Here is a 24,368-nt window from a genome sequence, read left to right as displayed (position 1 = left end):
TAAAAAGCCATTTTCCCAGAGTAACGGCGAATTGTTACCCGGTCGTGACGTAACGGCATGAGAAGAACCTGAGAGGAGTACAAATTGTGATCGCCATCGGCGGCACTCGCTGAATTTTGCCAGCTTCATCGGGTGCGCGGCATTGCCCAGAAGGTTAGCCCGCAGCTCACTCTTTAGACTCGTTGACATTGCAGACTGTCGCAGAGGCGACGGCCCAAAAACAGCGAGGGTTAATCATGAGCAATGCAATCACGATGGGGATCCTGTGGCATCTGATCGGCGCCGCCAGCGCCGCCTGTTTTTATGCCCCGTTTAAAAAAGTGCGGCACTGGTCCTGGGAAACCATGTGGTCCGTCGGCGGGATTGTCTCCTGGCTTATCCTGCCGTGGGCGGTGAGTGCCGTACTGCTACCCGATTTCTGGGGGTATTACGGGTCGTTCAGCGTGGGCACGCTGCTGCCGGTGTTTTTGTTTGGTGCCATGTGGGGCATCGGTAATATCAATTATGGCCTGACGATGCGCTATCTGGGGATGTCGATGGGGATTGGCGTCGCTATCGGCATCACGCTGATTGTCGGCACATTACTGACCCCGATCATCAATGGCAAATTTGCCATGCTGACGGGTACGCCAGGCGGACGCATGACGCTCCTTGGCGTGCTGGTGGCACTTATCGGCGTGGCTATTGTGACCTGGGCCGGGCTGCTAAAAGAGCGTCAGATGGGGATTAAAGCGGAAGAATTTAACCTGAAAAAAGGGCTGCTGCTGGCAATGATGTGCGGCATTTTCTCCGCCGGTATGTCATTTGCGATGGATGCAGCGAAGCCCATGCATCAGGCGGCGTCGAATCTGGGCGTCGATCCGCTTTATATTGCCCTGCCAAGCTATGTGGTGATCATGGGGGGCGGCGCCGTTATTAATCTGGGATTTTGCTTTATCCGACTGGTAAAAGTAAAAAACTTGTCGGTAAAAGCCGATTTCTCGCTGGCAAAATCGCTGATTGTTACCAACCTGATTTTATCGGCACTTGGCGGCCTGATGTGGTACCTGCAATTCTTCTTCTACGCCTGGGGGCACGCTAAAATTCCGGCACAGTATGACTACATGAGCTGGATGCTGCATATGAGCTTCTACGTGCTCTGCGGCGGGCTGGTAGGGTTAATCATGAAGGAGTGGAAGTCCGCGGGGCGCAGGCCGGTTGGCGTACTGGCGATGGGCTGCCTGACGATCATTCTTGCTGCCAATATCGTCGGCCTGGGCATGGCGAACGGATGAGGCTCAACGAAAACGCTGGCGCCATAACCTTGGCGTCACGCCCGTCTCTTTGGTGAACACCACGGAAAAATAGTTACTGTCCTCGAAGCCGCACTGGGCGGCGATCTCGCTGATTAACAGCTCGCTGTGGCGCAGCAGATACTGCGCCTGGCAAATACCTAGCTGGCGCAGATACTGGTTTAGCGTCATGCCCGTTTGCTGGCGAAACAGGGAGCGCATCTGCCGCTCTGTCACCTGATGGTGGTGGCAAAACAGCCCGAAATCAAACGGCTCTTCAAGGCTGTTTCCCAGTGCGGCCATCAGCAGATCCAGCGTTTCACCCTCACGCAGGCTGGCGGCATCGGCCACCCGGTAGCGATGGCGGCGCAGGGTTATCAGCAGTTGTAAAAACAAGCTTTCCGACAGGCAGCGTGACAGGAGGTCCGTTTTCGGACTTTCATGCTCGAGCTGCCCGATGATCTGACGTACCTGCGCCATGCCCTGGCTACCCAGCCGCCAGCGAGGATCGCTGTCGCTGCCGTGGGGAGGGTTAGACAGCAGATCCCCCCAGTTAACGTTTAACGCCAGCCTTTCCGGGCAGTAAATAATGTTATGCAGGACCAGATCGTGCACTGATTCGTAGCTGTGCTTATCTTCCGCACGAATGTAGAACAAATCGCCACAGGTGATGCGCCAGGGCCTGCCGTTAAGAATGTGCAGCCCGTTGCCGCGCCAGACCACCACCAGTTCACAAAATTCATGGGTATGCTCGGCAAAAACGTTTTGAGGATAGCGATCGGCCACCGCGACCGGCTGCGTATCGGAGGCAAAAAAATCCGCTTTTTTAAGCACTAACTGGCCTGGCACAGACGTCGCTCCGTGACTGAATGGGCTGAAATCATTGCTTTTTTTCGCCTAAAATACGGTGACGTCAGCCACGTTATACCAACGGAGTATCCCGGCCCTGGCGTACCACCCTGGGAGAGTAAGAAAACTCTCGCTTAAAAAGCGTGGAGAAATGGTTACTGTCGCCAAAGCCGCACTGAAAGGCGATATTCGTCACGCTTTCCTCGCTATGTCGCAGTAAATAACGCGCTTTCATCAAACGGAGTCGGTTGAGGTAGCGCTGAGGCGTGAGCCCGGTTTTCTGATTTAACAGGCGATGCAGGGTTCTCAGCGAGAGCGTAAAAGAGGCTGCCAGCTGCTCCCAGCAAACCTCTTCCGAAGAGTGATCTTCCAGCCAGAGAAGAAGCTGGTTTAAGCGCTCGTCGGCCCCGCCCCGATTGTCTGCCTGATTCGCCTGGCTCAGCAACACCAGCAGCTGCATAAAGAGAAGTTCTCGCCTGGCGAGGGCAGGCGCCGTGTTTTCCGAACTCAGCGCCTCAAACTGCTCGATAAACCCTTTCACCTGACGCAATACGCCCTGATTGACCCGCCAGTGTGCCGGATAATAGCCGTCTTGTTCCTGCGGCAGGAGTTTGTGCAGCCCGGATAGAAAGCAAAAGGCTTCCGGCTCACGGTACAGAATATTGGTCAGGCAGAGGTTTTCGGTGTGCTCAAACTGATGATGATCGTGATCGCGAACAAAGCAGATGGAGCCGCCGCTCAGCGTATAAGGTTGCGCGTTGAAAATATGGGAGCCGGTGCCGCGTTCAACAATAATGATTTCATTGAAATCATGGATGTGCTCAGGGAAGTCCGGCTGAGGCTGGCGGGGCTCAATGGCCACCGATATCCCGGCGTCTGGAAAAAAATCCACGCTGTGTAATACCGTCATGATTGCTTCTCACTGTGCTAACGATGGGTCGATAGTAGAGAACCGCGCCCGGCATCACCTTAAATTTTCGACACAAAATCGTGCATAAAGCGTTCTTTTTTGAAGATGAAACGGGCTTTATCGGGAAATGTGTGTGCGGTCACAGGAGTGAAGCGCGGCCTTTCGAGGCGGGCTAAGTAAATATGTGAACTCTCTCTCGTTCATCTTTGCCTCTTTGCCAGGCGGGAACGCACGCTGTCATTGGGATGAAGGCAGGGGCAGAGCGGCATTTTTAGACTGATGGGCAATGACGCCAATAAGGACTCCCATCATGACTTTTCGCCACAGCGTTGCCGTCGATCTCGGTGCCTCCAGCGGCCGCGTGATGCTGGCGGGCTATGATCAAGCCGCCCGGCAGATCTCCCTGCGGGAAATTCACCGCTTTACCAACAGGCTGATTCGCATTGACGGCCATGACTGTTGGGATCTTGACAGCCTCGAAGCTGAAATACGCCTTGGGCTACAAAAAGCCTGTGATGAAGGCGTGCGAATCGACAGCATTGGCATCGACACCTGGGGCGTGGATTTCGTTCTGCTCGATGAAAATGGCCGCCGCGTGGGCCTGCCCGTGTCCTATCGCGATAGTCGGGCGGACGGCGTAATGGCTCGGGCTATCAGCGAGCTTGGGCGCGAAGAAATCTACCGCCGCAGCGGTATTCAATTTCTACCTTTCAACACGTTATATCAGCTTCGTGCACTGGTAGAGCAGCACCCGGACTGGGTAAAGCGAGCCACTCGCGCGCTGCTGATCCCGGATTATTTCAGTTTTCGGCTTACCGGGGTGATGAACTGGGAATACACCAACGCCACCACGACTCAGATGATAAACATCCAGACGGATAGCTGGGACAGCCAGCTGCTTGCCTGGGCAGGGGTGCCGGAGCGTTGGTTTGGCACACCCACGCATCCCGGCGTGATGAGCGGCGAGTGGGTGTGCCGTGAAGGCAACAAAATTCCGGTAGTCAGCGTCGCTACCCACGATACGGCCAGCGCGGTAATTGCCGCTCCTCTGGTCGGGGAAAACGCCGCTTATCTCTCCTCCGGGACCTGGTCATTAATGGGTTTTGAAAGCAAAACGCCCTGCGTCAGCGAGGCGGCGCTGGCGGCCAATATAACTAACGAAGGTGGGGCAGAAGGGCGTTATCGCGTCCTGAAAAACATCATGGGGCTGTGGCTGCTGCAGCGCGTTTCCCGCGAAAGCGCGGGAATGGATATCCCCGATCTTATTGCCCTGGCGCAGCGTCTGCCCGGCTGCCGCTTCACCATCAACCCCAACGACGATCGCTTTATCAATCCGGTCAACATGAGCCTTGAAATTCAGGCCGCCTGCCGTGAGGCGAACCAGCCGGTGCCGGAAAGCGATGCAGAGCTTGCGCGCTGTATTTTTGACAGCCTGGCCTTGCTCTATGCCGAGGTACTGCGCGAGCTGGAAGCGTTGCGAGGCGAGCCTTTTGACTGCCTGCATATTGTCGGCGGCGGCAGCCAGAATCATTTCCTCAACCAGCTTTGTGCCGATGCCTGTGGGATCCCCGTTGTTGCCGGGCCGGTGGAGGCTTCAACGCTGGGAAACATTGGCTGTCAGCTGATGGCGCTGGACGTGATTCCAGACGTAGACGCCTTTCGCCACTTCGTGCGCCAAAACAGCAATCTCATTTCCTTCATGCCGAACCCGGACAGTGACATTCGCCGCTACGTCGGGCAGCAACGGCAAAACATTCAGACACGTAAGGAGCTTTACGCATGACGACTCAAATCGAAGAAGCCTGGGCCCTGGCGAAACAGCGTTTTGCCGCAGCAGGCGTTGATGCGGAGGAGGTTTTACGCCAGCTCGATCGCCTGCCCGTCTCCATGCACTGCTGGCAGGGTGATGACGTCGCCGGGTTTGAAAGCCCCGAAGGCGAGCTAAGCGGCGGCATCCAGGCCACGGGCAACTACCCAGGTAAAGCGCGTAATCCGGCTGAACTGCGCGCCGATCTGGACTGTGCTCTGAGCCTGATCCCCGGGCCAAAGCGATTGAATTTGCATGCGATTTATCTCGAGTCCGACGAGCCTGTCTCTCGCGACTGCATCAAGCCTGAGCATTTCAAAAACTGGGTTGAATGGGCTAAAAACCATGGCATGGGGCTGGATTTTAACCCTTCCTGCTTCTCTCATCCGCTAAGTGCGGACGGTTTTACGCTGTCACACGCCAGGGATGAAACCCGCCAGTTCTGGATCAATCATGTTAAAGCCTGCCGCAAAATATCGGCTTACTTCGGCGAACAGCTGGGAACGCCATCGGTGATGAATATCTGGATCCCGGACGGCATGAAAGATATCACCGTCGACCGTCTGGGCCCGCGCAGGCGTCTCGTGGAGGCGCTGGATGAAGCCATGGCTGAAAAACTTAACCCGGCACACCACATTGATGCGGTGGAAAGCAAACTGTTCGGTATCGGCGCGGAAAGCTACACCGTCGGTTCCAATGAGTTTTACTTCGGCTATGCCACCAGCCGCCAGACGGCCCTGTGCCTCGATGCTGGCCACTTCCATCCCACCGAAGCGATATCCGACAAAATCTCCAGCGCCATGCTCTACATCCCGCGCCTGCTGCTGCACGTCAGCCGCCCGGTGCGTTGGGACAGCGACCACGTTGTGCTGCTGGACGACGAAACCCAGGCGATTGCCAGCGAAATCATCCGTCACAACCTGTTTGACCGCGTCCACATTGGCCTCGACTTCTTTGATGCCTCAATCAACCGCGTTGCGGCCTGGGTTATCGGCACGCGCAACATGAAGAAAGCCCTGCTGCGGGCGCTGCTTGAGCCCACAGCCCAGCTTCGCCAACTGGAGTTGGCAGGCGATTACACCGCCCGCCTGGCGCTGCTTGAAGAACAGAAATGTCTGCCGTGGCAGGCCGTCTGGGAGATGTACTGCCTGCGCCACGACACTCCAGCGGATGCCTCCTGGCTGAGCACTGTTCGCCAGTATGAACAGCAAATTTTAGCGCAGCGCGTGAATTGACCCTCACCCCGGCCTTCTCCCTAAAAGGGAGAGGGTGAAACCGACATTCTTACTGAACAATTCCCTTTCCCCTTTGGGGAGAGGGAGCGTCTTAAGGAACACGAAACAATGCAGAACATCCTCAACTCATGGTTTATTCAGGACATGGTGAAGGCCACCGGCGATATGTGGCTAAAGGGCTGGGACGAGCGCAACGGCGGCAATATTAGCCTGCGGCTGGATGCCGAAGACGTCGAATATTACCGCGACCAATTCAGCCATGCACCGCACAGCGTCGCGCTAAGCCAGCCTGCAGAAATGCTTGCGGGATGCTGGTTTTTGGTGACCGGTTCAGGCAAGTTTTTCCGTAACGTTCAGCTCGATCCGGCGGACAATCTGGCGCTGCTGCAGGTCAGCAACGATGGCCAGTCCTACAGCATCCACTGGGGGCTGACCAACGGCGGGATGCCAACTTCAGAACTCGCAGCACATTTCCAGTCCCACGGGGTACGCAAGCTCATCTCCGGGGGGAAAGATCGGGTGATCATGCATTGCCACGCCACCAACCTGATTGCGCTAAGCTACGTCCTGCCGTTGGAAAACGCGGCCTTCACGCGCCAGCTTTGGGAAGGCAGTACCGAATGCCTGGTAGTCTTCCCGGAGGGTATCGGCATTGTGCCGTGGAAGGTGCCGGGCACTGACGACATTGGCACCGCCACCGCAGAGCAAATGCGCGCTCACAGCCTGGTGCTGTGGCCACATCATGGCATTTTTGGCACCGGGCCTACGCTCGACGAAGCCTTTGGCCTGATAGACACCGCTGAGAAGTCGGCTGAAATCCTGGTGAAAATCTATTCGATGGGCGGCATGAAGCAGACTATCACTCGCACGGAACTGGTGGCGCTTGGCGAGCGTTTCGGCGTCACGCCACTTGCAGAAGCACTTAAGGATTGAGGAGCAAAAGATGAGTTTTATGCTGGCACTACCCAAAATCAGCCTGCACGGAGCGGGCGCCATTGGCGATATGGTGGAGCTCATCGCCGAAAAACGCTGGGGCAAAGCGTTAGTGGTAACCGACGGACAACTGGTGAAAATGGGGCTATTAGGTAGCCTGTTTGCGGCGCTGGACGAGCATAACCTGCCTTACGAACTGTTCGATGAAGTGTTCCCCAACCCGACCGAAGCGCTGGTGCAAAAAGGCATCACAAGATTTAACCTGGCCGACTGCGACTACCTCATTGCTTTCGGCGGCGGCAGCCCGATTGATACGGCGAAAGCGGTGAAAATCCTGACCGCAAACCCGGGGCTTTCCGTGCATTATTCCGGTGTCGGGAAAGTAAAAAATGGCGGAGTTCCTCTGGTGGCGATTAACACCACGGCGGGCACGGCGGCAGAAATGACCAGTAATGCGGTGATCACCGACAGCGAACGTCAGGTGAAAGAGGTGATCATCGACACCAATCTCATCCCGGATATTGCCGTGGATGATGCCAGAGTCATGGTGAATATTCCGTCCTCCGTTACCGCTGCAACTGGGATGGATGCGCTTACCCACGCCGTTGAAGCCTATGTTTCCGTCAGCGCACATCCGTTAACGGATGCCAACGCGCTGGAGGCCATTCGCCTGATAAACACTTGGTTGCCGAAAGCCGTAGACGACGGGCAGAACCTGGAAGCGCGTGAAATGATGGCCTACGGCCAATATCTCGCGGGGATGGCGTTTAACAGCGCCGGGTTGGGGCTGGTACATGCGATGGCGCACCAGCCGGGCGCGACGCACAACCTGCCGCACGGCGTATGTAATGCGATTTTGCTGCCGGTTGTTGAAGCCTTTAACAGGCCAAACGCGGTGCCTCGCTTTGCTCGTCTGGCGCAGGCGATGGGGAGCGATACTCAGGGGCTGACCGACGAGCAGGCAAGCCATAAAGCCATCGAAGCGATTCGCGCGTTATCCGCCAGGGTTGGCATCCCGTCCGGCTTTCGTGAGCTTGGCGTTCAGCCTGCCGATATTGAAGGCTGGCTGGACAAAGCGCTGGCCGATCCGTGCGCGCCGTGTAACCCAAGACCCGCCTCGCGCGAAGAGATCCGCCAGCTTTATCTGGAGGCGCTGTGATCAGGAAAGCTTTTGTGATGCAGGTTAATCCTGACGCCCACGAAGAGTATCAGCGCCGCCATTCGCCGATTTGGCCCGAGCTGGAAGAGGTGCTTAAACAGCACGGCGCTCATCGCTATGCGATCTATCTGGATGAACAGCGCCATCTGCTGTTTGCCACGGTAGAAATTGAGTCCGAAGCGCGCTGGAATGCGGTGGCCGACACCGACGTTTGTCAGCGCTGGTGGCAGCATATGCGCGACATCATGCCCAGCAACCCGGACGGCAGCCCGGTCAGCCAGGCGCTAAAAGAAGTATTCTGGCTCGAATAAAAAACAAGGCCCGGTTTCCGGGCCTTTTCTTATCTCTTAGTGAGTGGCGGCGTCTTCCAGCGCTTTGTGGATGACGGAAGACAGCTCGGCGACGTCAAACTTGGCGACATAGCCGTTGGCACCGACTTTACGGACGTGATCTTCGTTGGCGCTGCCGGAAAGTGAGGAGTGGATCACCACCGGAATGTGCTTCAGAGAAGGTTCGGTCTTAATGTTGCGGGTCAGGGTAAAACCGTCCATCTCCGGCATCTCGATATCGGTCAGCACCAGGCCGATTTTGTCGGTGATAGGCGTGCCGGATGCTTTGGCATCGGCAGCAATAAGTTTGATTTTTTCCCAGGCTTCCAGGCCGGTCGCGTGCATGATGGCCGGAATGCCCATCCCCTTCAGGCCCTGCTCCAGCATCGAACGCGCGACTTTGGAATCTTCGGCAACAATAGCCACCGCACCGGGCTTCAGGGTATAAGTTTTCTCTTCTATCGCGGCAATATTCACATCTCTCCCGGATGGGATAATGTCATAGAGGATCTGCTCCACGTCCAGCACCAGCGCCAGGTCTTTGCCGGTTAGCGGGTCGTCAATATTGGCGATGCTGGTGATATTGCGGCTGCTGACCCCGGCCTCGGCGGCGTGCACCTGGCTCCAGTCGAGGCGAATAATGTTCTCCACGGACTCCACGGCAAACGCCTGGGTGCTGCGGGCATATTCGGTGATCAGTAATAAATTCAGGCCGGTGGTCGGCGTGCAGCCGGTGACCGCAGGCAGATCGATAACCGGGATAATCTGGTCGCGAATATTAGCCATGCCCAGCAGCGGTGATTCCATGCCTGCGGCACGGTTAATCTTCGGCATCGGCACAATTTCACGCAGCTTAAAAACGTTGATGCCGTACAGCTCGGACTTGCTGTCGTGCTGGCTGGTGCCTAAGCGGAACAGCAGCAGCTCGAACTTGTTGGATAACGCCAGGTTGGCCCTTTCATCAATATCTTTCTGAAAACTATCCATTTTAACCTCAAGTGATAACCCGGCCTCAGAACCCAACCGTACGGAGTGAATGCTTGTCTAAGTTATCGGCAGCGTCTGGAAAAAATGAAGGGAAAAGGCGAAATGATTTCGCTTAGAGGGGCGTGATACCCCTCTAAGCGGGGGGCGCTTACTTTTTCTTGTTCAGCATCGCTTTGAGGTCGGCAAACGGATTATAGGTTGCTTCGCCTACATCCTTTTGCGCGTCCTCTCCGGCAATCACCGTGGAGCCGTACTGGTCGGCCTCGGTGTATTTAGAATGTTCATGATCGTGGCAATACAGGCATAAAAGCTCCCAATTGCTGCCATCTTCTGGGTTATTGGTGTGATCGTGATCCATATGGTGAACGGTCAGTTCACGCAGATTAGAATAGACAAACTCGCGGGAGCAGCGCCCGCACACCCACGGGAAAAGCTTCAGCGCCTTTTCGCGGTAGCCGCTTTCCAGCCGCGTATAGTTCTTAGGGATAATTGCCATGATTCAGGTTCCAGACAAAAAATGTAGGGTTATGCCCAGTTTCCGGCTAAAGCACGTCTTTATCAATCCCCAGGCGCTTCATCCGGGAAAGTAACGTGGTGCGCTTCAGCCCTAATCGCTGGGCAGCGCCGCGAGGCCCGGCCACCACGCCGTTAGCTTCTTTCAGCACGCGCAGGATGCGCTCGCACTCGTCCTCATCTTCACGCCTCTCTTCTTCCACACACGGAGAAAGATGGCGTTCCAGAGGAGGGCGGTGATCCATTTCGGGCAGGGAAAGGTGCAGCACGCTGCCCCGGGTTAACAGCACCGCCCGCTCAATCACGTTTTCCAGCTCCCGCACGTTGCCTGGCCACTCCATGCGGCTCAGGGCGCGCAGCGTTTCTGCCGGAATACTGTCGATGTTGCGGTTCAGGCGGCGGGCGATTTTGAAAGTGAAGGATTTTACCAGCAGCGGGATATCCTCCGGGCGTTCGCGCAGCGGCGGCAGCGTGATAGGAAACACATTCAGCCGGTAATAAAGATCGCTGCGGAACTCCCGGTCGGCAACCATCTCTTTCAGGTTGCGGTTAGTGGCGGCGATCAGGCGCACGTCCACTTCCTGAACCTTATTGCTGCCGAGGCGCTCAAACTCCTGTTCCTGCAGCACGCGCAGCAGCTTGGGCTGCAGCTCAAGCGGCATATCGCCCACTTCGTCGAGGAACAGCGAGCTTTTATCCGCCAGCTCAAAGCGGCCAATGCGCTGATTGTTCGCCCCGGTAAACGCCCCGCGCTCGTGGCCGAACAGGTCGCTCTCCAGCAGCCCGGCGGGCATCGCGGCGCAGTTGATCTTCACCATCCGGCGGCTGTTGCGCTCGCTCAGGTTATGGATCGCCCGGGCAATCAGCTCTTTACCGGTGCCAGTCTCGCCGAGGATTAGCACGGTGCTGTCGCTGCTGGCCACCATCTCCACCTGCTTAAGCACGATAGACATCGCCTCGCCGCGCCCGATAATTTCGCCAAAATCGCTGTCGACGTTATTAATTTGCTCGGTGAGGTAGAGGTTTTCATCCACCAGATTCTCTTTCAGGCGGTTGATTTCCTGGTAGGCGAGGGCGTTATCCACCGCGATGGCAATACGTTCGGCAATCTGGCGCAGCAGCTTGAGGTTGGCTGGCGTAAAGCCCTGCTCACTGCATTTGGCGAGCTTCAGGACGCCCAGCATATTGGGACCGAACTTCAGCGGCAGCAGGCAAAGCGTCTGAGGTTTGTTGTCCCACATCTCCAGCAGCATCCGCTCATACGGCGCCAGTTTGTCGCCAGGGCAAAGATTGAGCAGCAGCATTTCGCCACTTTTAAAGACGCGTTCTGACAGCGTGCCTTCCTCAAGCACGTCGCTTTGATCGTGAATCGGCGAAGCTTCATCCACAAAGTGAGTAGAGTAGAGCGTGAGACGCGACTTGCGGCTGCTTTTCAGCACGATGCTGATGGAATCAATGGCGAAGTGATAGTGAATTTCCCGGGCAATCTCGCTGATCAGTTCGTCCAGGTCCAGCTTCGACAATACCGCGTTGGTGACGGCCACCAGAATGCGAAAATCGTCGCGCTCCCGGCACAATAACTGGTGATCGTGGCTCGAATTGAGCCTGGTCTGGATTTGCTCGGTCACCAGGCCGACAATTTGCGCCAGGGTATAAAGCCGGTTCAGCTCTTTTTCCGTCCAGCCATCCGCCCGGTTGCGGATAAATTCGCAGCCGCCGAAAATTTTGCCTTCGGAGGCCAGCGGTAAAAGGCAGTAGCGGCCAAAAGGAGCATACAGATCCAGGCTTGCCATTTGCGGCCAGGTTTCATCGAACTCTTGCTGGCTGCAAATCAGCGCCTCCGGGCGCGACAATATGCGGCGCACCGGGCCGCTGGCCAGAGCCATTTCATCTTCGTAGTGCAGTTCCTTGCCGTGTTTATCCTTGCCATAAAAACTCACCTGCTGATGCTGGGGATGGTAAAGCAGAATGTTAACGCGATCGGCCAGCGCGCCCTGTTTCACCAGCTGCGTCAGGCTGCTGGCGAGTTCGTTGAGATCGGGCTGCTGGAGCAGCATGCGGGTGATATCAAACAACCCCTGCTGCCCGAGATCGCTCATCGGCGTGTATGACATTTTTGCTTTCCATTGAAATGCCCTGCGGCGGGCGCAGGGCTAAAAAATATAATTAATATAAATATTGTTTAAGTTTAGTCAGCGTTGCGTGAATGCATACTGGTGCAGGTCAACAAATGCGCGGTAAGGGTTCAAAATGCGGCAGATCGAGCGTGCGTTTTACGCCATAAAGCCCCGCGACGCGCACGCCTTTTCGCTCTACAACCTCACCCACGACAGCCGCCTGTTTGCCGCAGGAGTGCTGCTGTAACGCCTGAATAACGGCCGGGGCAGACTCGGGAGACGCGGCGATAACCAGCTTGCCTTCATTAGCAAAATTTAACGCATCCAGCCCCAGCAGTTCACAGACGCCGCGCACCGCCGGGTTCAGCGGCAGCTTGTTTTCGCTGATTTCCATTCCGCAGCCGCTGGTGTCGGCAAACTCGTGCAGAACGGCATTTACCCCGCCGCGCGTGGCGTCCCGCAGCGCTTTTACGCCGGGAATCTGCAGCAGCGGGGCGATCATCGGCGCCAGCACCGCGCAATCGCTTTGTAGGTCGCCGTCCAGCCCCAGCTTCTCGCGCAGGTTGAGGATGGTTGCGCCGTGGTCGCCGAGCGTGCCGCTCACAATCAGCCGATCCCCTGCTTTGATCTGAGCCGCGCCCCAGTTAACGCCCGCAGGAATAGCGCCTATCCCGGCGGTATTGATAAACAACTTGTCCGCCGCGCCGCGCGGTACGACTTTGGTGTCGCCGGTGACAATGGCGATATTTGCCGAGCGCGCGGCATTCGCCATACTGGTGACCACGCGCTCCAGCGTTTCAAACGGCAGGCCTTCTTCAAGGATAAAACCGCACGACAGCCAGCGCGGTGTAGCCCCGCTCACCGCGACGTCGTTGGCCGTGCCGCACACGGCCAGCTTGCCGATATCCCCGCCGGGGAAAAACAGCGGATCGATAACGTAGCTATCGGTAGAAAACGCCAGCCGGTCGCCGCAGGCGGTCATCTCTGCCAGCGAAAGCCTCGCCTGATCTTCCTGCTCGGCCAGCCACGGATTATCAAAAGCCCGCATAAACAGGTCGGCGATCAACTGCTGCATCGCCTGGCCGCCGCTGCCGTGGGCCAGCTCAACGGTTTTCATACTTCACACTCCTGAGAACGGTACTGATACCACGCCGCGCAGGCTCCTTCGGAGGAGACCATCAGGGCGCCGAAGGCGTTTTGAGGATTACAGTCGCGGCCAAACAGCGGGCATTGCTGCGGCTTGCAGCGCCCGATAAGCACGTCGCCGCAGCGGGCTTTCGGGTCGTCGTAAACCCGCTGCGGTTTGGGCTGGAAATGGTCTTCGGCATCAAACTGACGGTAGGCTTCGGTGAGCTGCACGCCGGAATCACCGATTACGCCCAGGCCGCGCCATTCCGCTTCGCCGCGCACCGTAAATACGTCGCTTATCGCCTTCTGCGCGAGCAAATTGCCTTCTTCCGGCACGACCCGGCGGTACTGGTTTTCTACCAGGCTGCGCTGCCTGATTTTTTGCTCGACCAGCATCAGCACGCCCTGCAGCAGATCGAGCGGCTCAAAGCCGGCCACCACCAGCGGGCGCTGGTGCTCAGAGGCAATAAAGTCATAGGCTTCGGTGCCAATCACCATGCTGACATGCCCCGGCGCCAGGAAAGCGCCGATGCCGTTGTCGGGCTGGGAAAGCAGGCTGCGCAGCGTCGGGATCAGCGTGATGTGCTGGCAGAAGAAATAGAAATTATCGATGCCCTGCGACTTTGCCTGTTGAAGCGTGATTGCCGTGGCGGGCATGGTGGTTTCAAAGCCGAGGCCAAAGAACACCACTTTGCGCTCCGGGTTCTGGCGAGCCAGCGTCAGCGCGTCCATGGGCGAGTAAATCACCCTGACGTCCGCGCCTCGCGCCTTCGCCTGCATCAGCGAGCCGTTTTTACCCGGCACGCGCATCGCATCCCCAAAGGTACAGAAAATCACTTCCGGGTGGCTGGCTATCTCAATGCAGGTGTCGATTCGCCCCATCGGCAGCACGCAAACCGGGCAGCCGGGGCCGTGAATAAACTCGATATTTTCCGGCAGCAGCTGATCGAGGCCGAATTTAAAAATAGCGTGGGTATGGCCGCCGCAAACTTCCATGATGCGCAGCGGGTGGCTCGCCGTGTAGTTCAGCAGCGTGGCGCGGGATTTCAGCGTTTCAATCAGCTGCATCACGCGATCTGGATCGCGGTATTCATCGACGTAGCGCATCAGCGACGCTCCTCGCCATAAAGCAGTGCGCCAACGTCCGGCTCAACCTCGAACATGTTTTGCAGGGCATCCAGCGTGTCCCGCGCCTCGGCTTCATCAATCATGCTCATGGCGAAACCGACGTGAACCAAAACCCATTGCCCCACTGCGGCGTCGCCCACCAGCGTTAAATTCACGTCGCGCTGCACGCCGCAGACGTCCACTTTCGCGCTGCCGTCGGCCAGGCGCGCAACAATTTGCCCCGGGATGCCTATGCACATCGCTCCGCCTCCAGCCAGCTAAGCCACTCGTCCATCCCTTCGCCGCTGGTCGCGGAAACCAGAATAATTTTGATGTCCGGGTTGACCTCGCGGGCAAAAGCCAGGCACTTGCTGACGTCGAACTGCAGGTAGGGCAGCAGGTCGATCTTGTTCAGCAGCATCAGTGACGCCGCGGCGAACATATGCGGGTATTTCAGCGGCTTATCTTCGCCTTCCGTCACCGACAGCACCGCGACCTTATGGCGCTCGCCTAAATCAAAGCTCGCCGGGCAAACCAGGTTGCCGACGTTTTCGATAAACAGCACGCCGTCGCGTTCAAGCGGCAGGCGCAGCATGGCATCTCGGATCATCTGGGCATCAAGGTGGCAGCCTTTCCCGGTATTCACCTGAATGGCTGGCGTGCCGGTCTCGCGGATGCGCGCGGCGTCGTTCACCGTTTGCTGATCGCCTTCGATAACCGCGCACGGCACTTTGGCATTCAGGCGCTTCAGCGTCTCGGTGAGCAGGGTGGTTTTACCGGAGCCGGGGCTTGAGACCAGGTTCAGCACCAGCTGATTGTGGCTGGCAAAGCGGTCGCGGTTATGGGCGGCGAGCTGGTTATTTTTGTCGAGCACGTCCAGCTCGATCTCCAGCATCTTACGCTGAGTCATCCCCGGCGCGTGGGTGCCTGCCGCGCCGTGACCGTAATGCAGGTCGCCCTGTTCGTCAGCCGTAGGGGCAAACTTGACGCCGGTGATCTGCTGCAGCGGGCGTGCCGCCGGGGCAAACGGGGCACTGCGAAAGCCAGAGTGGGGATTACGTTCGTCCCCTTCAATGTACAGGTTGCCTTCACCGCAACCGCAAGTGCTACACATGAGCTATCTCCTGATCGATTTCCAGACGCTTAATCTGCATGCCGTCATCCGCCACGATGCGCAGGTTGCTGCCGTTACAGTTGGGGCAGCACTTCACGCGCTGGGTCAGTAAGGTGACGAACTGCTGGCAGTCATGGCACCAGCATTCGGCTTCCTGCTGGTGGATATGCAGCTTGCAGCCTTCTGCCAGGGTGCCGCGGCAGACCAGATCAAAGCAAAACTCCAGGGCGCTGGTTTCCACGCACGAGAAGGCGCCGACCTCCAGCCAGACGCCGGTCACGCGACGGGCATTGTTCTGGCGGGCGTGGTTTTCGATAAGTTCGACTGCGCGCTGGCAAAGGGTGATTTCGTGCATGGGGCCTCCGGGGGTAACTGGGGCAGGTAATGCAAGGACGGTGCCAGGCTTTTTCTTTGCCCCTCACCCCGGCCCTCTCCCCGAAGGGGCGAGGGAGAATTCTTTTAAGAAAAGGGAACGTTTATCCCCCTTCCTTCCGGGAGTAGCCTGGCCTGCTTTTATCCCCTCTTCCTTCCAGGGAGAGGGTTAGGGTGAGGGTAAAAAAGTGCCGTCAGCCAAAGTCAAAGATGACGAAATGACATGTCATTCTGCTCGCTAAAGACACTTTTATCGGTTAAATCCATTTAAAAACAATAGATTAAAAATATGGCACGAAACGTGCCTTACGGAGGGACAAGCACTAACAGAGCGAACAAAACATGAACATTTGGGAACTGAGCGAAAAAGCCGAGTACATCGCCGACAAGCACCAGCGGCTGCTTTCGCAGTGGCATCTGTACGGCAATACCCTGATTCAGGGGATCACCTTATCCAAAGCGAAGCTGCATCACGCCGTGGGCTGCAACCCGGACGAAAGCCTGCGCTTCTTCTTATTTGACCACTTCGTCATTCAAATCAATCTCGCCGAAGGCTTTAACAGCCACACCATCGAGTACAGCATCGAACTGCGCGACGGCAGCGATAACGTGCTGATTGCCAAGGCGACTATCGACGATGATGGACTGATTGATAACGCCGTCAGCAACCGCGATCGCGAGAAAGTGCTGGAACACTACCTCGAGCTGATCCGCCCGGTGTACGACAGCCTTTATCTGGCCGTGCAGCAAAACACCCCGTTATCCATGGCGCTGCTGCAAAAGTCCGCCGTGGCATGAAGATATCTGGGGTGTCGAGAACTGTCGAACCGGCAGCTTTTCGGCATGTTTTCGTCAAAAATGACGATTGTCACCTGAGGAAGAACTGGTGAACCGTTTTGTAATCGCTGACTCAAAATTGTGTATGGGCTGCCATACCTGTGAAGCGGCCTGCGCCGAGACGCACCGCCTGCACGGCCTGCAGTCCATGCCGCGCCTGAAAGTCATGCGCAACCTGAATGAATCTGCGCCGCAGATGTGCCACCACTGTGAAGACGCCCCCTGCGCCGGGATTTGCCCGGTCAACGCGATAACCCGCGTGGACGGCGCCGTGCAGCTGAATGAAAGCCTGTGCGTAAGCTGCAAACTTTGCGGCATCTCCTGCCCGTTCGGCGCCATTGAATTTTCCGGCAGCCGCCCGCTGCATATTCCCGCCAACGTGAACAGCCCGAAAGCGCCACCTGCGCCTCCGGCCCCGGCTCGCGTTAGCCCGCTGCTGGACTGGGTTCCCGGCGTTCGCGCTATCGCGGTCAAATGCGACCTGTGCAGCTTCGACGAAAGCGGCCCGGCCTGCGTTCGCACCTGTCCGACCAAGGCGCTGCGGCTGATCGACAACCAAGACATCGCCCAGGCCAGCAAGCGCAAACGTGAACTGACGCTAGGCGCGACGCTTGGCGACCTGACCCTGTTTACCCAGCCAGAGGCGAGAAAATGAATGCTTTTTTACTGATTCACTGGGCGCTTTTGGGATTTGTCACCAGCGCTGTGTTAGCCGGCGCTCTGGCATTTTCAAAGCCCGTTAGCGGCTTTATCGGCGGCGTTGGCGGCGCAATCAGCGCCGTGCTTTTGCTGATCGTGGGCGTTCAGGCGCTGCTGGGCTTCAGCGGCGATGCGCAAATCTGGCACTGGCACCTGCAGCTCAACGCTTTCAACGGCGTCTGGCTGGTAACGGTGGCCTTAAGCGGCCTGTTTATTTCCGTCTATAACTGCGCCTGGCATCGCCATCCGGCGATAAAAGCCGACGGCCTGCTGATTAACTTAATCCTGGCGGCAAGCGTTGCGGCGCTGGTAGCCGACAACTTTGTCACGCTGGTAGCGATGGCGGAAATCATCTCCCTGGCGGGTTATTTCCTCACCGGCTGCCAGAAGTCCGGGCAGCTGTGGTTTGCCCTTGGTCGTCTGGGTACCGTGCTGCTGGCAATGGCCTGCTGGCTGCTGTGGCAGCGCTACGGCACGCTGGGTTATGGCGATCTGCGTCATCTCCTTGACGGCGCGCCGCTGCCGGCCCCGGTACTGATCCTCGCGCTACTCGGCTTTGGGCTGCTTGCCGGGATTATTCCGCTGCACGGCTGGGTGCCGCAGGCGCATGCGAATGCCTCCGCGCCTGCCGCCGCGCTGTTCTCCGCCGTGGTGTTGAAGATTGGCCTCTACGGCATTATGAGCTTCTCGCTGATCGGTAATACGCTGCCGCTGTGGTGGGGTGTGCTGGTCGTGGTGGTCGGCATGATCACCGCGTTTATCGGCGGGCTTTACGCGCTGATGGAGCACAACATCAACCGCCTGCTGGCTTATCACTCCCTTGAAAACATCGGCATTATTTTGCTGGGCCTGGGCTGCGGCCTGATCGGTATCGCACTGCATGAGCCGGTGCTGGTGGCGCTGGGCATGACCGGCGGCCTTTATCATTTGTTCAACCATAGCCTGTTCAAAACCACGCTGTTCCTCGGCGCAGGTGCCGTCTGGTTCCGCACCGGACATCGCGACATCGAGAAGCTGGGCGGGATCGGCAAACGCATGCCGGTTATTTCGCTGGCGATGCTGGTTGGGCTGATGGCGATGGCCGCGCTGCCGCCGCTGAACGGCTTTGCCGGGGAATGGGTTATCTATCAGTCGTTCTTCCGCCTTGGCAGCCTGCCGCTGTTTGTGGGCCGTTTTATCGGGCCGCTGCTGGCCGTGGGGCTGGCAATCACCGGCGCACTGGCGGTCATGTGCATGGCGAAAGTCTATGGCGTCACCTTCCTGGGTGCGCCGCGTACTAAAGAAGCGGAAAACGCGACCTCTGCGCCGTGGCTAATGAACGTCTCAGTCGCCCTGCTTGCCGCATGCTGCGTAGTTGCCGGGGTTGCTGCCCCGTGGCTGCTGCCTCTGCTTCAGCACGCCGTGCCGCTGCCGCTTCAACCGGCGCATACCGCCGTGTCTCAGCCGATGATCACGCTGTTGCTGATTGCCTCTCCGCTGCTGCCGTTTATTTTGATGATCGTTTTCCGCGGCGACCGTTTGCCAAACCGCTCTCGCGGCTCGGCGTGGGTCTGCGGCTACGACCACGAACAGGCGATGGTGATCACCGCGACGGGCTTTGCCCAGCCGGTAAAAGCGGCGTTTGCGCCTTTGCTTAAGCTGCGCCAAACCCTGAACCCGGTGAAGTGGATCCCTGGCTGGCAGTGCGAGCGCCTGTCCGGCACGTTCCGCCGCCTGGCGATGGTTGAGCTGGCGGTCTTACTGGTGGCGATGGTTGCCTGAGGAACTGATATGACTACGTTTTTATTCGCTCTTATCCAGGCGCTGGCGCTGTTTTTTGCCGCGCCTCTGCTGGCAGGGATTACCCGCGTGACGCGCGCCCGCCTGCATAATCGCCGTGGCCCTGGCGTGCTGCAGGAATACCGGGATCTGTTCAAGCTGCTGGGCCGCCAGAGCGTGGCCCCCGCCGCCTCTGGCTGGGTTTTCCGCCTGATGCCGTTTGTGATGGTGGGCGTGATGCTCACCATCGCCACCGCGCTGCCGGTGGTGACAATTGCCTCGCCGCTGCCGTCATTAGGCGACCTGATAACCTTAATTTACCTGTTCGCCATCGCCCGCTTCTTCTTCGCCATCGCCGGGCTGGACACCGGCAGCCCGTTCACCGGGATTGGTGCCAGCCGTGAAGCCATGCTTGGTGTGCTGGTCGAGCCGATTCTGCTGCTTGGTTTGTGGGTTGCCGCGCAGGTAGCCGGCAGCACGCACATCAGCAATATCGCCGGGGCTATTCACGCCTGGCCGACGGCGCAAAGCCTGACGCTGGTTCTGGCCTTCGCAGCCTGCGCCTTCGCCACCTTTATTGAAATGGGCAAGCTGCCGTTTGACCTCGCCGAAGCCGAGCAGGAGCTGCAGGAAGGGCCGTTGTCCGAATACAGCGGCGCGGGCTTTGCGGTGCTGAAGTGGGGCATTTCGCTGAAGCAACTCGTTGTGCTGCAAATGTTTGTCGGCGTGTTCCTGCCCTGGGGGCAAATGAGCGCCTATAGCTGGGGCGGGCTTGTCCTTGCCCTGGTGCTGGCCGTTGTGAAGCTGGTGGCGAGCGTGCTGATTATCGCGCTGTTCGAAAACAGCATGGCGCGCCTGCGGATGCTTGAAACCTCGCGCATTACCTGGGCCGGTTTTGGCTTTGCCTTTTTAGCCTTCGTCTCCTTGCTGGCGGCGTGATTTAAGAGAACCTATCGATGTCTGAAGAAAAAATTGGTCAACACTATCTCGCCGCGCTGCATCAGCAATTCCCGAATGCGGTGATCGACGAAGCCTGGCAGACCAAAGACCAAATCACCGTCACCGTGAAGCTCAACATGCTGCCGGAGGTGGTGGAGTGGCTTTACTACCAGCAGGGCGGCTGGCTTTCGGTGCTGTTTGGCAACGATGAGCGCCAGCTGTGCGGCAGCTATGCGGTGTATTACGTGCTGTCGATGGAAAGCGGCGTGAAGTGCTGGATCACCGTGCGTGTGGAAGTGGATGCCGACAAACCAGAGTTCCCGTCCGTCACGCCTCGCGTTCCTGCCGCCGTTTGGGGCGAGCGCGAAGTCCGCGATATGTACGGCCTGCAGCCGGTTGGCCTGCCCGATGAGCGCCGCCTGGTGCTGCCGGACGACTGGCCTGACGATCTTTATCCGCTGCGTAAAGACAGCATGGATTACCGCCAGCGCCCGGCGCCGACCACCGACAAAGAGACCTACGAGTTTATTAACGAGCTGGGCACGAAAAAGAACAACGTGGTGCCGATTGGCCCGCTGCACGTCACTTCTGATGAACCCGGCCACTTCCGCCTGTTCGTTGATGGCGAAAACATTATCGACGCCGACTACCGGCTGTTCTACGTCCATCGCGGCATGGAAAAGCTGGCGGAAACCCGCATGGGCTATAACGAAGTTACCTTCCTGTCCGATCGCGTGTGCGGCATCTGCGGCTTCGCCCACAGCACCGCCTATACCACCTCGGTGGAAAACGCGATGGGGATTGTGGTGCCGGAGCGCGCGCAGATGATTCGCGCCATTCTGCTGGAGGTTGAGCGTTTGCACAGCCACCTGCTGAACCTCGGCCTGGCCTGCCACTTTGTCGGCTTCGACTCCGGTTTTATGCAGTTCTTCCGCGTGCGTGAAATGTCGATGAAGATGGCGGAGATCCTGACCGGGGCGCGGAAAACCTACGGCCTGAACCTGATCGGCGGCATCCGCCGCGATCTGCTGAAAGACGACATGATCCAGACCCGCCAGCTCGCCCAGCAGATGCGCCGGGAAGTGCAAGATCTGGTGGATATCCTGCTGAGCACGCCGAACATTGAGCAGCGCACCGTCGGCATTGGCCGCCTTGATCCACAAATCGCCCGTGATTTCAGCAATGTCGGCCCAATGGTGCGTGCCAGCGGCCACGCCCGTGATACCCGCGCCGATCACCCATTTGTCGGTTACGGCCTGCTGCCGATGGAAGTACACAGCCTCGACGGCTGCGACGTGCTTTCCCGCCTGAAAGTGCGCATCAACGAAGTCTTTACCGCGCTGAACATGATTGATTTCGGTCTGGATAACCTGCCGGGCGGCCCGCTCGCCGTGGAAGGCTTTACCTACATTCCAAACCGCTTTGCCCTGGGCTTCTCAGAGGCGCCGCGCGGGGACGACATTCACTGGAGCATGACCGGCGACAACCAGAAGCTGTACCGCTGGCGCTGCCGTGCGGCGACGTACGCCAATTGGCCAACCCTGCGCTACATGCTGCGCGGCAACACGGTGTCCGACGCCCCACTGATTATCGGCAGCCTTGATCCTTGCTACTCCTGCACCGACCGCATGACGGTGGTGGACGTGCGCAAGAAGAAAACCCAGGTGGTGCCGTACAAAGAGCTGGAGCGCTACAGCATTGAGCGCACTAATTCGCCGCTGAAATGATTTTGATGCCTGGCTTTTGAGGGAAACCCCCTCACCCTAACCCTCTCCCCAAAGAGGAGAGGGAACTGCATCGAGCCAGATTTCCCCCTCTCCCTTTCAGGGAGAGGGCCGGGGTGAGGGTCAATCATTCAGGCCAGGCAAACAAGGAAAACGCATGTTTAACTTCATCAAAAAAGCCATCAAGGGCGGCGTGGCAACCGAGTCTTACCCGCTCCAGCCCATTGCCGTCGATCCGAATTTTCGCGGCAAACCGGAGCACAATCCGCAGCAATGTATCGGCTGTGCGGCCTGCGTGAACGCCTGCCCGTCCAACGCCCTGAGCGTTGAGACCGATCTTGCCGCCGGGCAACTGCAGTGGAGCTTTAACCTCGGGCGCTGCATCTTCTGCGGGCGCTGTGAAGAGGTTTGCCCGACGGCCGCCATCAAACTCTCACAGCAGTACGAGCTGGCGGTGTGGAACAAAGCCGACTTCCTGCAGCAGGCCTGCTTCCCGCTGTGTAACTGTCGCGAATGTGGCCGCCCGTTTGCCGTGCAAAAAGAGATCGACTACGCCATTGCGCTGCTTGAGCACAACGGCGATTCCCGTGCGGAAAGCCGCCGTGGGGCATTTGAAACCTGCCCGGACTGCAAGCGCCAGCAAAGCCTGGTGTCGTCCGACCGGATCGACTTTAGCCGTCAGATGAGAGAGGCCAGCTAATGAGTAACCTACTGGGGCCGCGCGACCACAACGGCATTCCGGTGCCGATGACGGTGGACGAATCTATCGCCAGCATGAAGGCGTCGCTGCTGAAAAACATCAAACGCTCAGCCTACGTTTACCGTGTGGACTGTGGCGGCTGTAACGGTTGCGAAATCGAGATTTTTGCTACGCTTTCGCCACTTTTCGATGCAGAACGCTTTGGGATCAAAGTGGTTCCTTCCCCGCGCCATGCCGATATTCTGCTGTTTACCGGGGCGGTAACCCGCGCGATGCGTTCCCCGGCGCTGCGTGCCTGGGAGTCGGCGCCCGATCCTAAAATTTGCATCTCCTACGGCGCCTGCGGCAACAGCGGCGGGATCTTCCACGACCTTTACTGCGTCTGGGGCGGGACCGACAAAATCGTGCCGGTCGATGTGTACATTCCCGGCTGCCCGCCAACGCCCGCCGCTACGCTGTACGGGTTTGCGATGGCGCTTGGCCTGCTGGAACAAAAAATCCATGCGCGCCCGGCAAGCGAGCTGGACGTTGAGCCGGCAAAAATCCTCCACCCGAATATGGTTCAGCCGCTGCGCGTGCGGATTGACCGCGCCGCCCGTCGCCTGGCCGGTTACCGCTATGGCCGCCAGATTGCCGACAGCTACATGACTAACCTGACAACCGGGGGCGATGCCGTTCAGCAGTGGCTGAGCGCGGAAAACGACCCACGCCTGACGGAAATCGTCACTAACCTTGAGCAACTGGTTCATCAGGAGCGCGTGTAATGAGCGAGTCGGTGGTGTTCTGTCAGCTCAGCCGCAAGTTTGTCGATGAGAACGACAACACCCCGGCTGACGCTCAGCAGGTGGTCTACTACAGCCTGGCGATTGGCCACCATTTGGGGGTAATCGACTGCCTGAAAGAGAGCCTGGTTTGCCCGCTGGAAGCCTATCAGGCGTGGATTGCCACGCTTGAAGCTGACGGCGAAGCCCGGCGCAAAATGAACGGCGTGCCGCGCTACGGCGAGATTGTTATCGACCAGAATCACGTGGTGATGCTGGCCCGGGCGCTGGATGCCGCTAAGCCGACGCAGACCCCGGCACAGCAGGCCTGGAGCCAGGCGCTGCTCGACATGCTGCAGGCCATTCAACAAGAACCCGCCATCTACCTGATGGTAAGGAGACGCTATGACTAAGGTACTGCTTTGCGTAGGCAACAGCATGATGGGCGACGACGGGGCTGGCCCGCTGCTGGCCGAGAAGTGTCAGGCTTCTCCGCAGGGTGACTGGGTGGTTATCGACGGCGGCAGTGCGCCTGAAAACGACGTGGTTGCCATCCGCGAACTGCATCCGGAATTGCTGCTGATTGTGGATGCCACCGACATGATGCTCAACCCCGGCGAGATCCGCGTCATTGACCCGGACGACATCGCCGAGATGTTTATGATGACCACCCACAATATGCCGCTTAATTATCTGGTCGATCAGCTGAAAGAGGACGTGGAGGAAGCGGTGTTCCTCGGCATTCAGCCGGATATCGTCGGCTTCTACTATCCGATGACGGAGGCGGTGAAAGCGGCGGTGGAGCAGGTTTATCAGCGTCTGGCGACGTGGACGGGTTTTGGCGGGTATGAGCCCCTCACTATTTCAGAGAGCGAAACGCCTTTCTAGTCTTTCCCCTCACCCTAACCCTCTCCCCATGGGGGAGAGGGGATCAGAACGGCAGTACTTCTTTTCCCCTGCTTACATGCGAGAAAGAGCCTGATTCTTTTCCCCCTCTCCCTTTCAGGGTGTACGGTCCGGGGACATCGTGAACACTTGTTCGGGGACATGGTAGACACTTACAACTAAGGCATAAGAACCCGTTTATGGAGCCGCTTATGCCGTGGGATGCGAGAGATA

General features: G+C 58.1%; 25 protein-coding genes. 15 read left to right on the top strand and 10 right to left on the bottom strand.

Translation table 11 applies throughout. The features are described from left to right. The first annotated feature begins 236 nt into the window (after positions 1-236). Positions 237-1,274, top strand: a complete 1,038-nt coding sequence (gene rhaT / locus WFN87_RS21535) for an L-rhamnose/proton symporter RhaT (protein WP_336983692.1) — start codon at positions 237-239, stop codon at positions 1,272-1,274. Between the two features lie 3 nt (positions 1,275-1,277). Here rhaT and rhaR read toward each other — a convergent pair whose 3' ends face one another. Both rhaR and rhaS read right to left on the bottom strand, forming a co-directional pair. Continuing rightward, positions 1,278-2,120, bottom strand: a complete 843-nt coding sequence (rhaR, locus tag WFN87_RS21530; RefSeq protein ID WP_336983693.1) for an HTH-type transcriptional activator RhaR — start codon at positions 2,118-2,120, stop codon at positions 1,278-1,280. Between the two features lie 73 nt (positions 2,121-2,193). Further along, positions 2,194-3,030 carry an HTH-type transcriptional activator RhaS gene (rhaS, locus tag WFN87_RS21525; RefSeq protein ID WP_336983694.1) on the bottom strand — a complete coding sequence of 279 codons (837 nt, stop codon included), beginning with the start codon at positions 3,028-3,030 and terminating at the stop codon, positions 2,194-2,196. Between the two features lie 310 nt (positions 3,031-3,340). Here rhaS and rhaB point away from each other — a divergent pair, with 310 nt between their 5' ends. From rhaB to rhaM, 5 genes are all read left to right on the top strand, one after another. Further along, positions 3,341-4,813, top strand: coding sequence for a rhamnulokinase (rhaB, locus tag WFN87_RS21520; protein WP_336983695.1), 1,473 nt, complete (start codon positions 3,341-3,343; stop codon positions 4,811-4,813). Next, the gene (locus WFN87_RS21515) at positions 4,810-6,072 is read left to right on the top strand and encodes an L-rhamnose isomerase (protein ID WP_336983696.1); all 1,263 of its coding nucleotides are present in this window, start codon (positions 4,810-4,812) and stop codon (positions 6,070-6,072) included. The genes rhaB and WFN87_RS21515 overlap by 4 nt, the downstream gene beginning before the upstream one ends. Before the next feature lie 108 nt (positions 6,073-6,180). Next, on the top strand, positions 6,181-7,005 hold the full coding sequence (gene rhaD / locus WFN87_RS21510; RefSeq protein ID WP_336706689.1) for a rhamnulose-1-phosphate aldolase: 825 nt from the start codon (positions 6,181-6,183) through the stop codon (positions 7,003-7,005). 10 nt (positions 7,006-7,015) lie between these two features. Further along, entirely contained in the window at positions 7,016-8,164 is a 1,149-nt protein-coding gene (fucO, locus tag WFN87_RS21505) for a lactaldehyde reductase (RefSeq protein ID WP_336983697.1), read from the top strand. After that, positions 8,161-8,475 carry an L-rhamnose mutarotase gene (gene rhaM / locus WFN87_RS21500; RefSeq protein ID WP_166994921.1) on the top strand — a complete coding sequence of 105 codons (315 nt, stop codon included), beginning with the start codon at positions 8,161-8,163 and terminating at the stop codon, positions 8,473-8,475. The genes fucO and rhaM overlap by 4 nt, the downstream gene beginning before the upstream one ends. Positions 8,476-8,511: 36 nt before the next feature. Here rhaM and WFN87_RS21495 read toward each other — a convergent pair whose 3' ends face one another. The 8 genes from WFN87_RS21495 to hypA form a co-directional block, all read right to left on the bottom strand. Continuing rightward, entirely contained in the window at positions 8,512-9,480 is a 969-nt protein-coding gene (locus WFN87_RS21495) for a chemotaxis protein (RefSeq protein ID WP_336983698.1), read from the bottom strand. 148 nt (positions 9,481-9,628) lie between these two features. Beyond that, entirely contained in the window at positions 9,629-9,976 is a 348-nt protein-coding gene (gene yajD, locus WFN87_RS21490; RefSeq protein ID WP_008457693.1) for an HNH nuclease YajD, read from the bottom strand. 46 nt (positions 9,977-10,022) lie between these two features. Next, positions 10,023-12,107, bottom strand: coding sequence for a formate hydrogenlyase transcriptional activator FlhA (gene flhA, locus WFN87_RS21485; RefSeq protein WP_336983699.1), 2,085 nt, complete (start codon positions 12,105-12,107; stop codon positions 10,023-10,025). A gap of 109 nt (positions 12,108-12,216) precedes the next feature. After that, positions 12,217-13,227 (bottom strand): hydrogenase expression/formation protein HypE, encoded by a 1,011-nt coding sequence (hypE, locus tag WFN87_RS21480; RefSeq protein ID WP_336983700.1) that lies wholly within the window; start codon positions 13,225-13,227, stop codon positions 12,217-12,219. Then, positions 13,224-14,345 (bottom strand): hydrogenase formation protein HypD, encoded by a 1,122-nt coding sequence (gene hypD / locus WFN87_RS21475; RefSeq protein ID WP_336983701.1) that lies wholly within the window; start codon positions 14,343-14,345, stop codon positions 13,224-13,226. Before hypD ends, hypE begins: the two co-directional genes overlap by 4 nt. Next, a complete protein-coding gene (locus WFN87_RS21470) occupies positions 14,345-14,605 on the bottom strand; it encodes a HypC/HybG/HupF family hydrogenase formation chaperone (RefSeq protein WP_008457689.1) in 261 nt (86 codons plus the stop codon). The genes hypD and WFN87_RS21470 overlap by 1 nt, the downstream gene beginning before the upstream one ends. Beyond that, on the bottom strand, positions 14,596-15,459 hold the full coding sequence (gene hypB / locus WFN87_RS21465; protein WP_008457688.1) for a hydrogenase nickel incorporation protein HypB: 864 nt from the start codon (positions 15,457-15,459) through the stop codon (positions 14,596-14,598). The genes WFN87_RS21470 and hypB overlap by 10 nt, the downstream gene beginning before the upstream one ends. Next, positions 15,452-15,814, bottom strand: coding sequence for a hydrogenase maturation nickel metallochaperone HypA (gene hypA, locus WFN87_RS21460; RefSeq protein WP_336706683.1), 363 nt, complete (start codon positions 15,812-15,814; stop codon positions 15,452-15,454). The genes hypB and hypA overlap by 8 nt, the downstream gene beginning before the upstream one ends. 359 nt (positions 15,815-16,173) lie before the next feature. On the opposite strand from hypA, the gene hycA reads away from it, so the two are divergent. The 9 genes from hycA (at position 16,174) to hycI (ending at position 24,137) form a co-directional block, all read left to right on the top strand. Beyond that, positions 16,174-16,629: a formate hydrogenlyase regulator HycA gene (hycA, locus tag WFN87_RS21455; protein WP_008457686.1), complete on the top strand. Its 456-nt coding sequence runs from the start codon at positions 16,174-16,176 to the stop codon at positions 16,627-16,629. Positions 16,630-16,717: 88 nt separating this feature from the next. Next, complete coding sequence (locus WFN87_RS21450) at positions 16,718-17,323, top strand: 4Fe-4S dicluster domain-containing protein (RefSeq protein ID WP_336983702.1); 606 nt, start codon at positions 16,718-16,720, stop codon at positions 17,321-17,323. Continuing rightward, the gene (gene hycC / locus WFN87_RS21445; protein WP_336983703.1) at positions 17,320-19,128 is read left to right on the top strand and encodes a formate hydrogenlyase subunit 3; all 1,809 of its coding nucleotides are present in this window, start codon (positions 17,320-17,322) and stop codon (positions 19,126-19,128) included. The genes WFN87_RS21450 and hycC overlap by 4 nt, the downstream gene beginning before the upstream one ends. Positions 19,129-19,137: 9 nt before the next feature. After that, entirely contained in the window at positions 19,138-20,064 is a 927-nt protein-coding gene (locus tag WFN87_RS21440) for a respiratory chain complex I subunit 1 family protein (protein WP_336983704.1), read from the top strand. Between the two features lie 17 nt (positions 20,065-20,081). Continuing rightward, positions 20,082-21,791, top strand: a complete 1,710-nt coding sequence (locus WFN87_RS21435; RefSeq protein WP_166994900.1) for an NADH-quinone oxidoreductase subunit C — start codon at positions 20,082-20,084, stop codon at positions 21,789-21,791. Positions 21,792-21,945: 154 nt separating this feature from the next. Further along, on the top strand, positions 21,946-22,488 hold the full coding sequence (locus tag WFN87_RS21430; RefSeq protein ID WP_008457681.1) for a formate hydrogenlyase complex iron-sulfur subunit: 543 nt from the start codon (positions 21,946-21,948) through the stop codon (positions 22,486-22,488). After that, a complete protein-coding gene (locus tag WFN87_RS21425; protein WP_336983705.1) occupies positions 22,488-23,252 on the top strand; it encodes an NADH-quinone oxidoreductase subunit B family protein in 765 nt (254 codons plus the stop codon). Before WFN87_RS21430 ends, WFN87_RS21425 begins: the two co-directional genes overlap by 1 nt. Further along, positions 23,252-23,662 carry a formate hydrogenlyase maturation HycH family protein gene (locus WFN87_RS21420; protein ID WP_008457679.1) on the top strand — a complete coding sequence of 137 codons (411 nt, stop codon included), beginning with the start codon at positions 23,252-23,254 and terminating at the stop codon, positions 23,660-23,662. Before WFN87_RS21425 ends, WFN87_RS21420 begins: the two co-directional genes overlap by 1 nt. After that, a complete protein-coding gene (gene hycI, locus WFN87_RS21415) occupies positions 23,655-24,137 on the top strand; it encodes a hydrogenase maturation peptidase HycI (protein ID WP_336983706.1) in 483 nt (160 codons plus the stop codon). The genes WFN87_RS21420 and hycI overlap by 8 nt, the downstream gene beginning before the upstream one ends. Positions 24,138-24,368 lie beyond the last annotated feature (231 nt).

Source organism: Cedecea sp. AS113 (assembly GCF_037152415.1).
GTDB lineage: Bacteria > Pseudomonadota > Gammaproteobacteria > Enterobacterales > Enterobacteriaceae > Cedecea.
The sequence above is the reverse complement of the archived record's forward strand: the minus strand, read 5'-3'. Positions and strand labels throughout refer to the sequence as shown.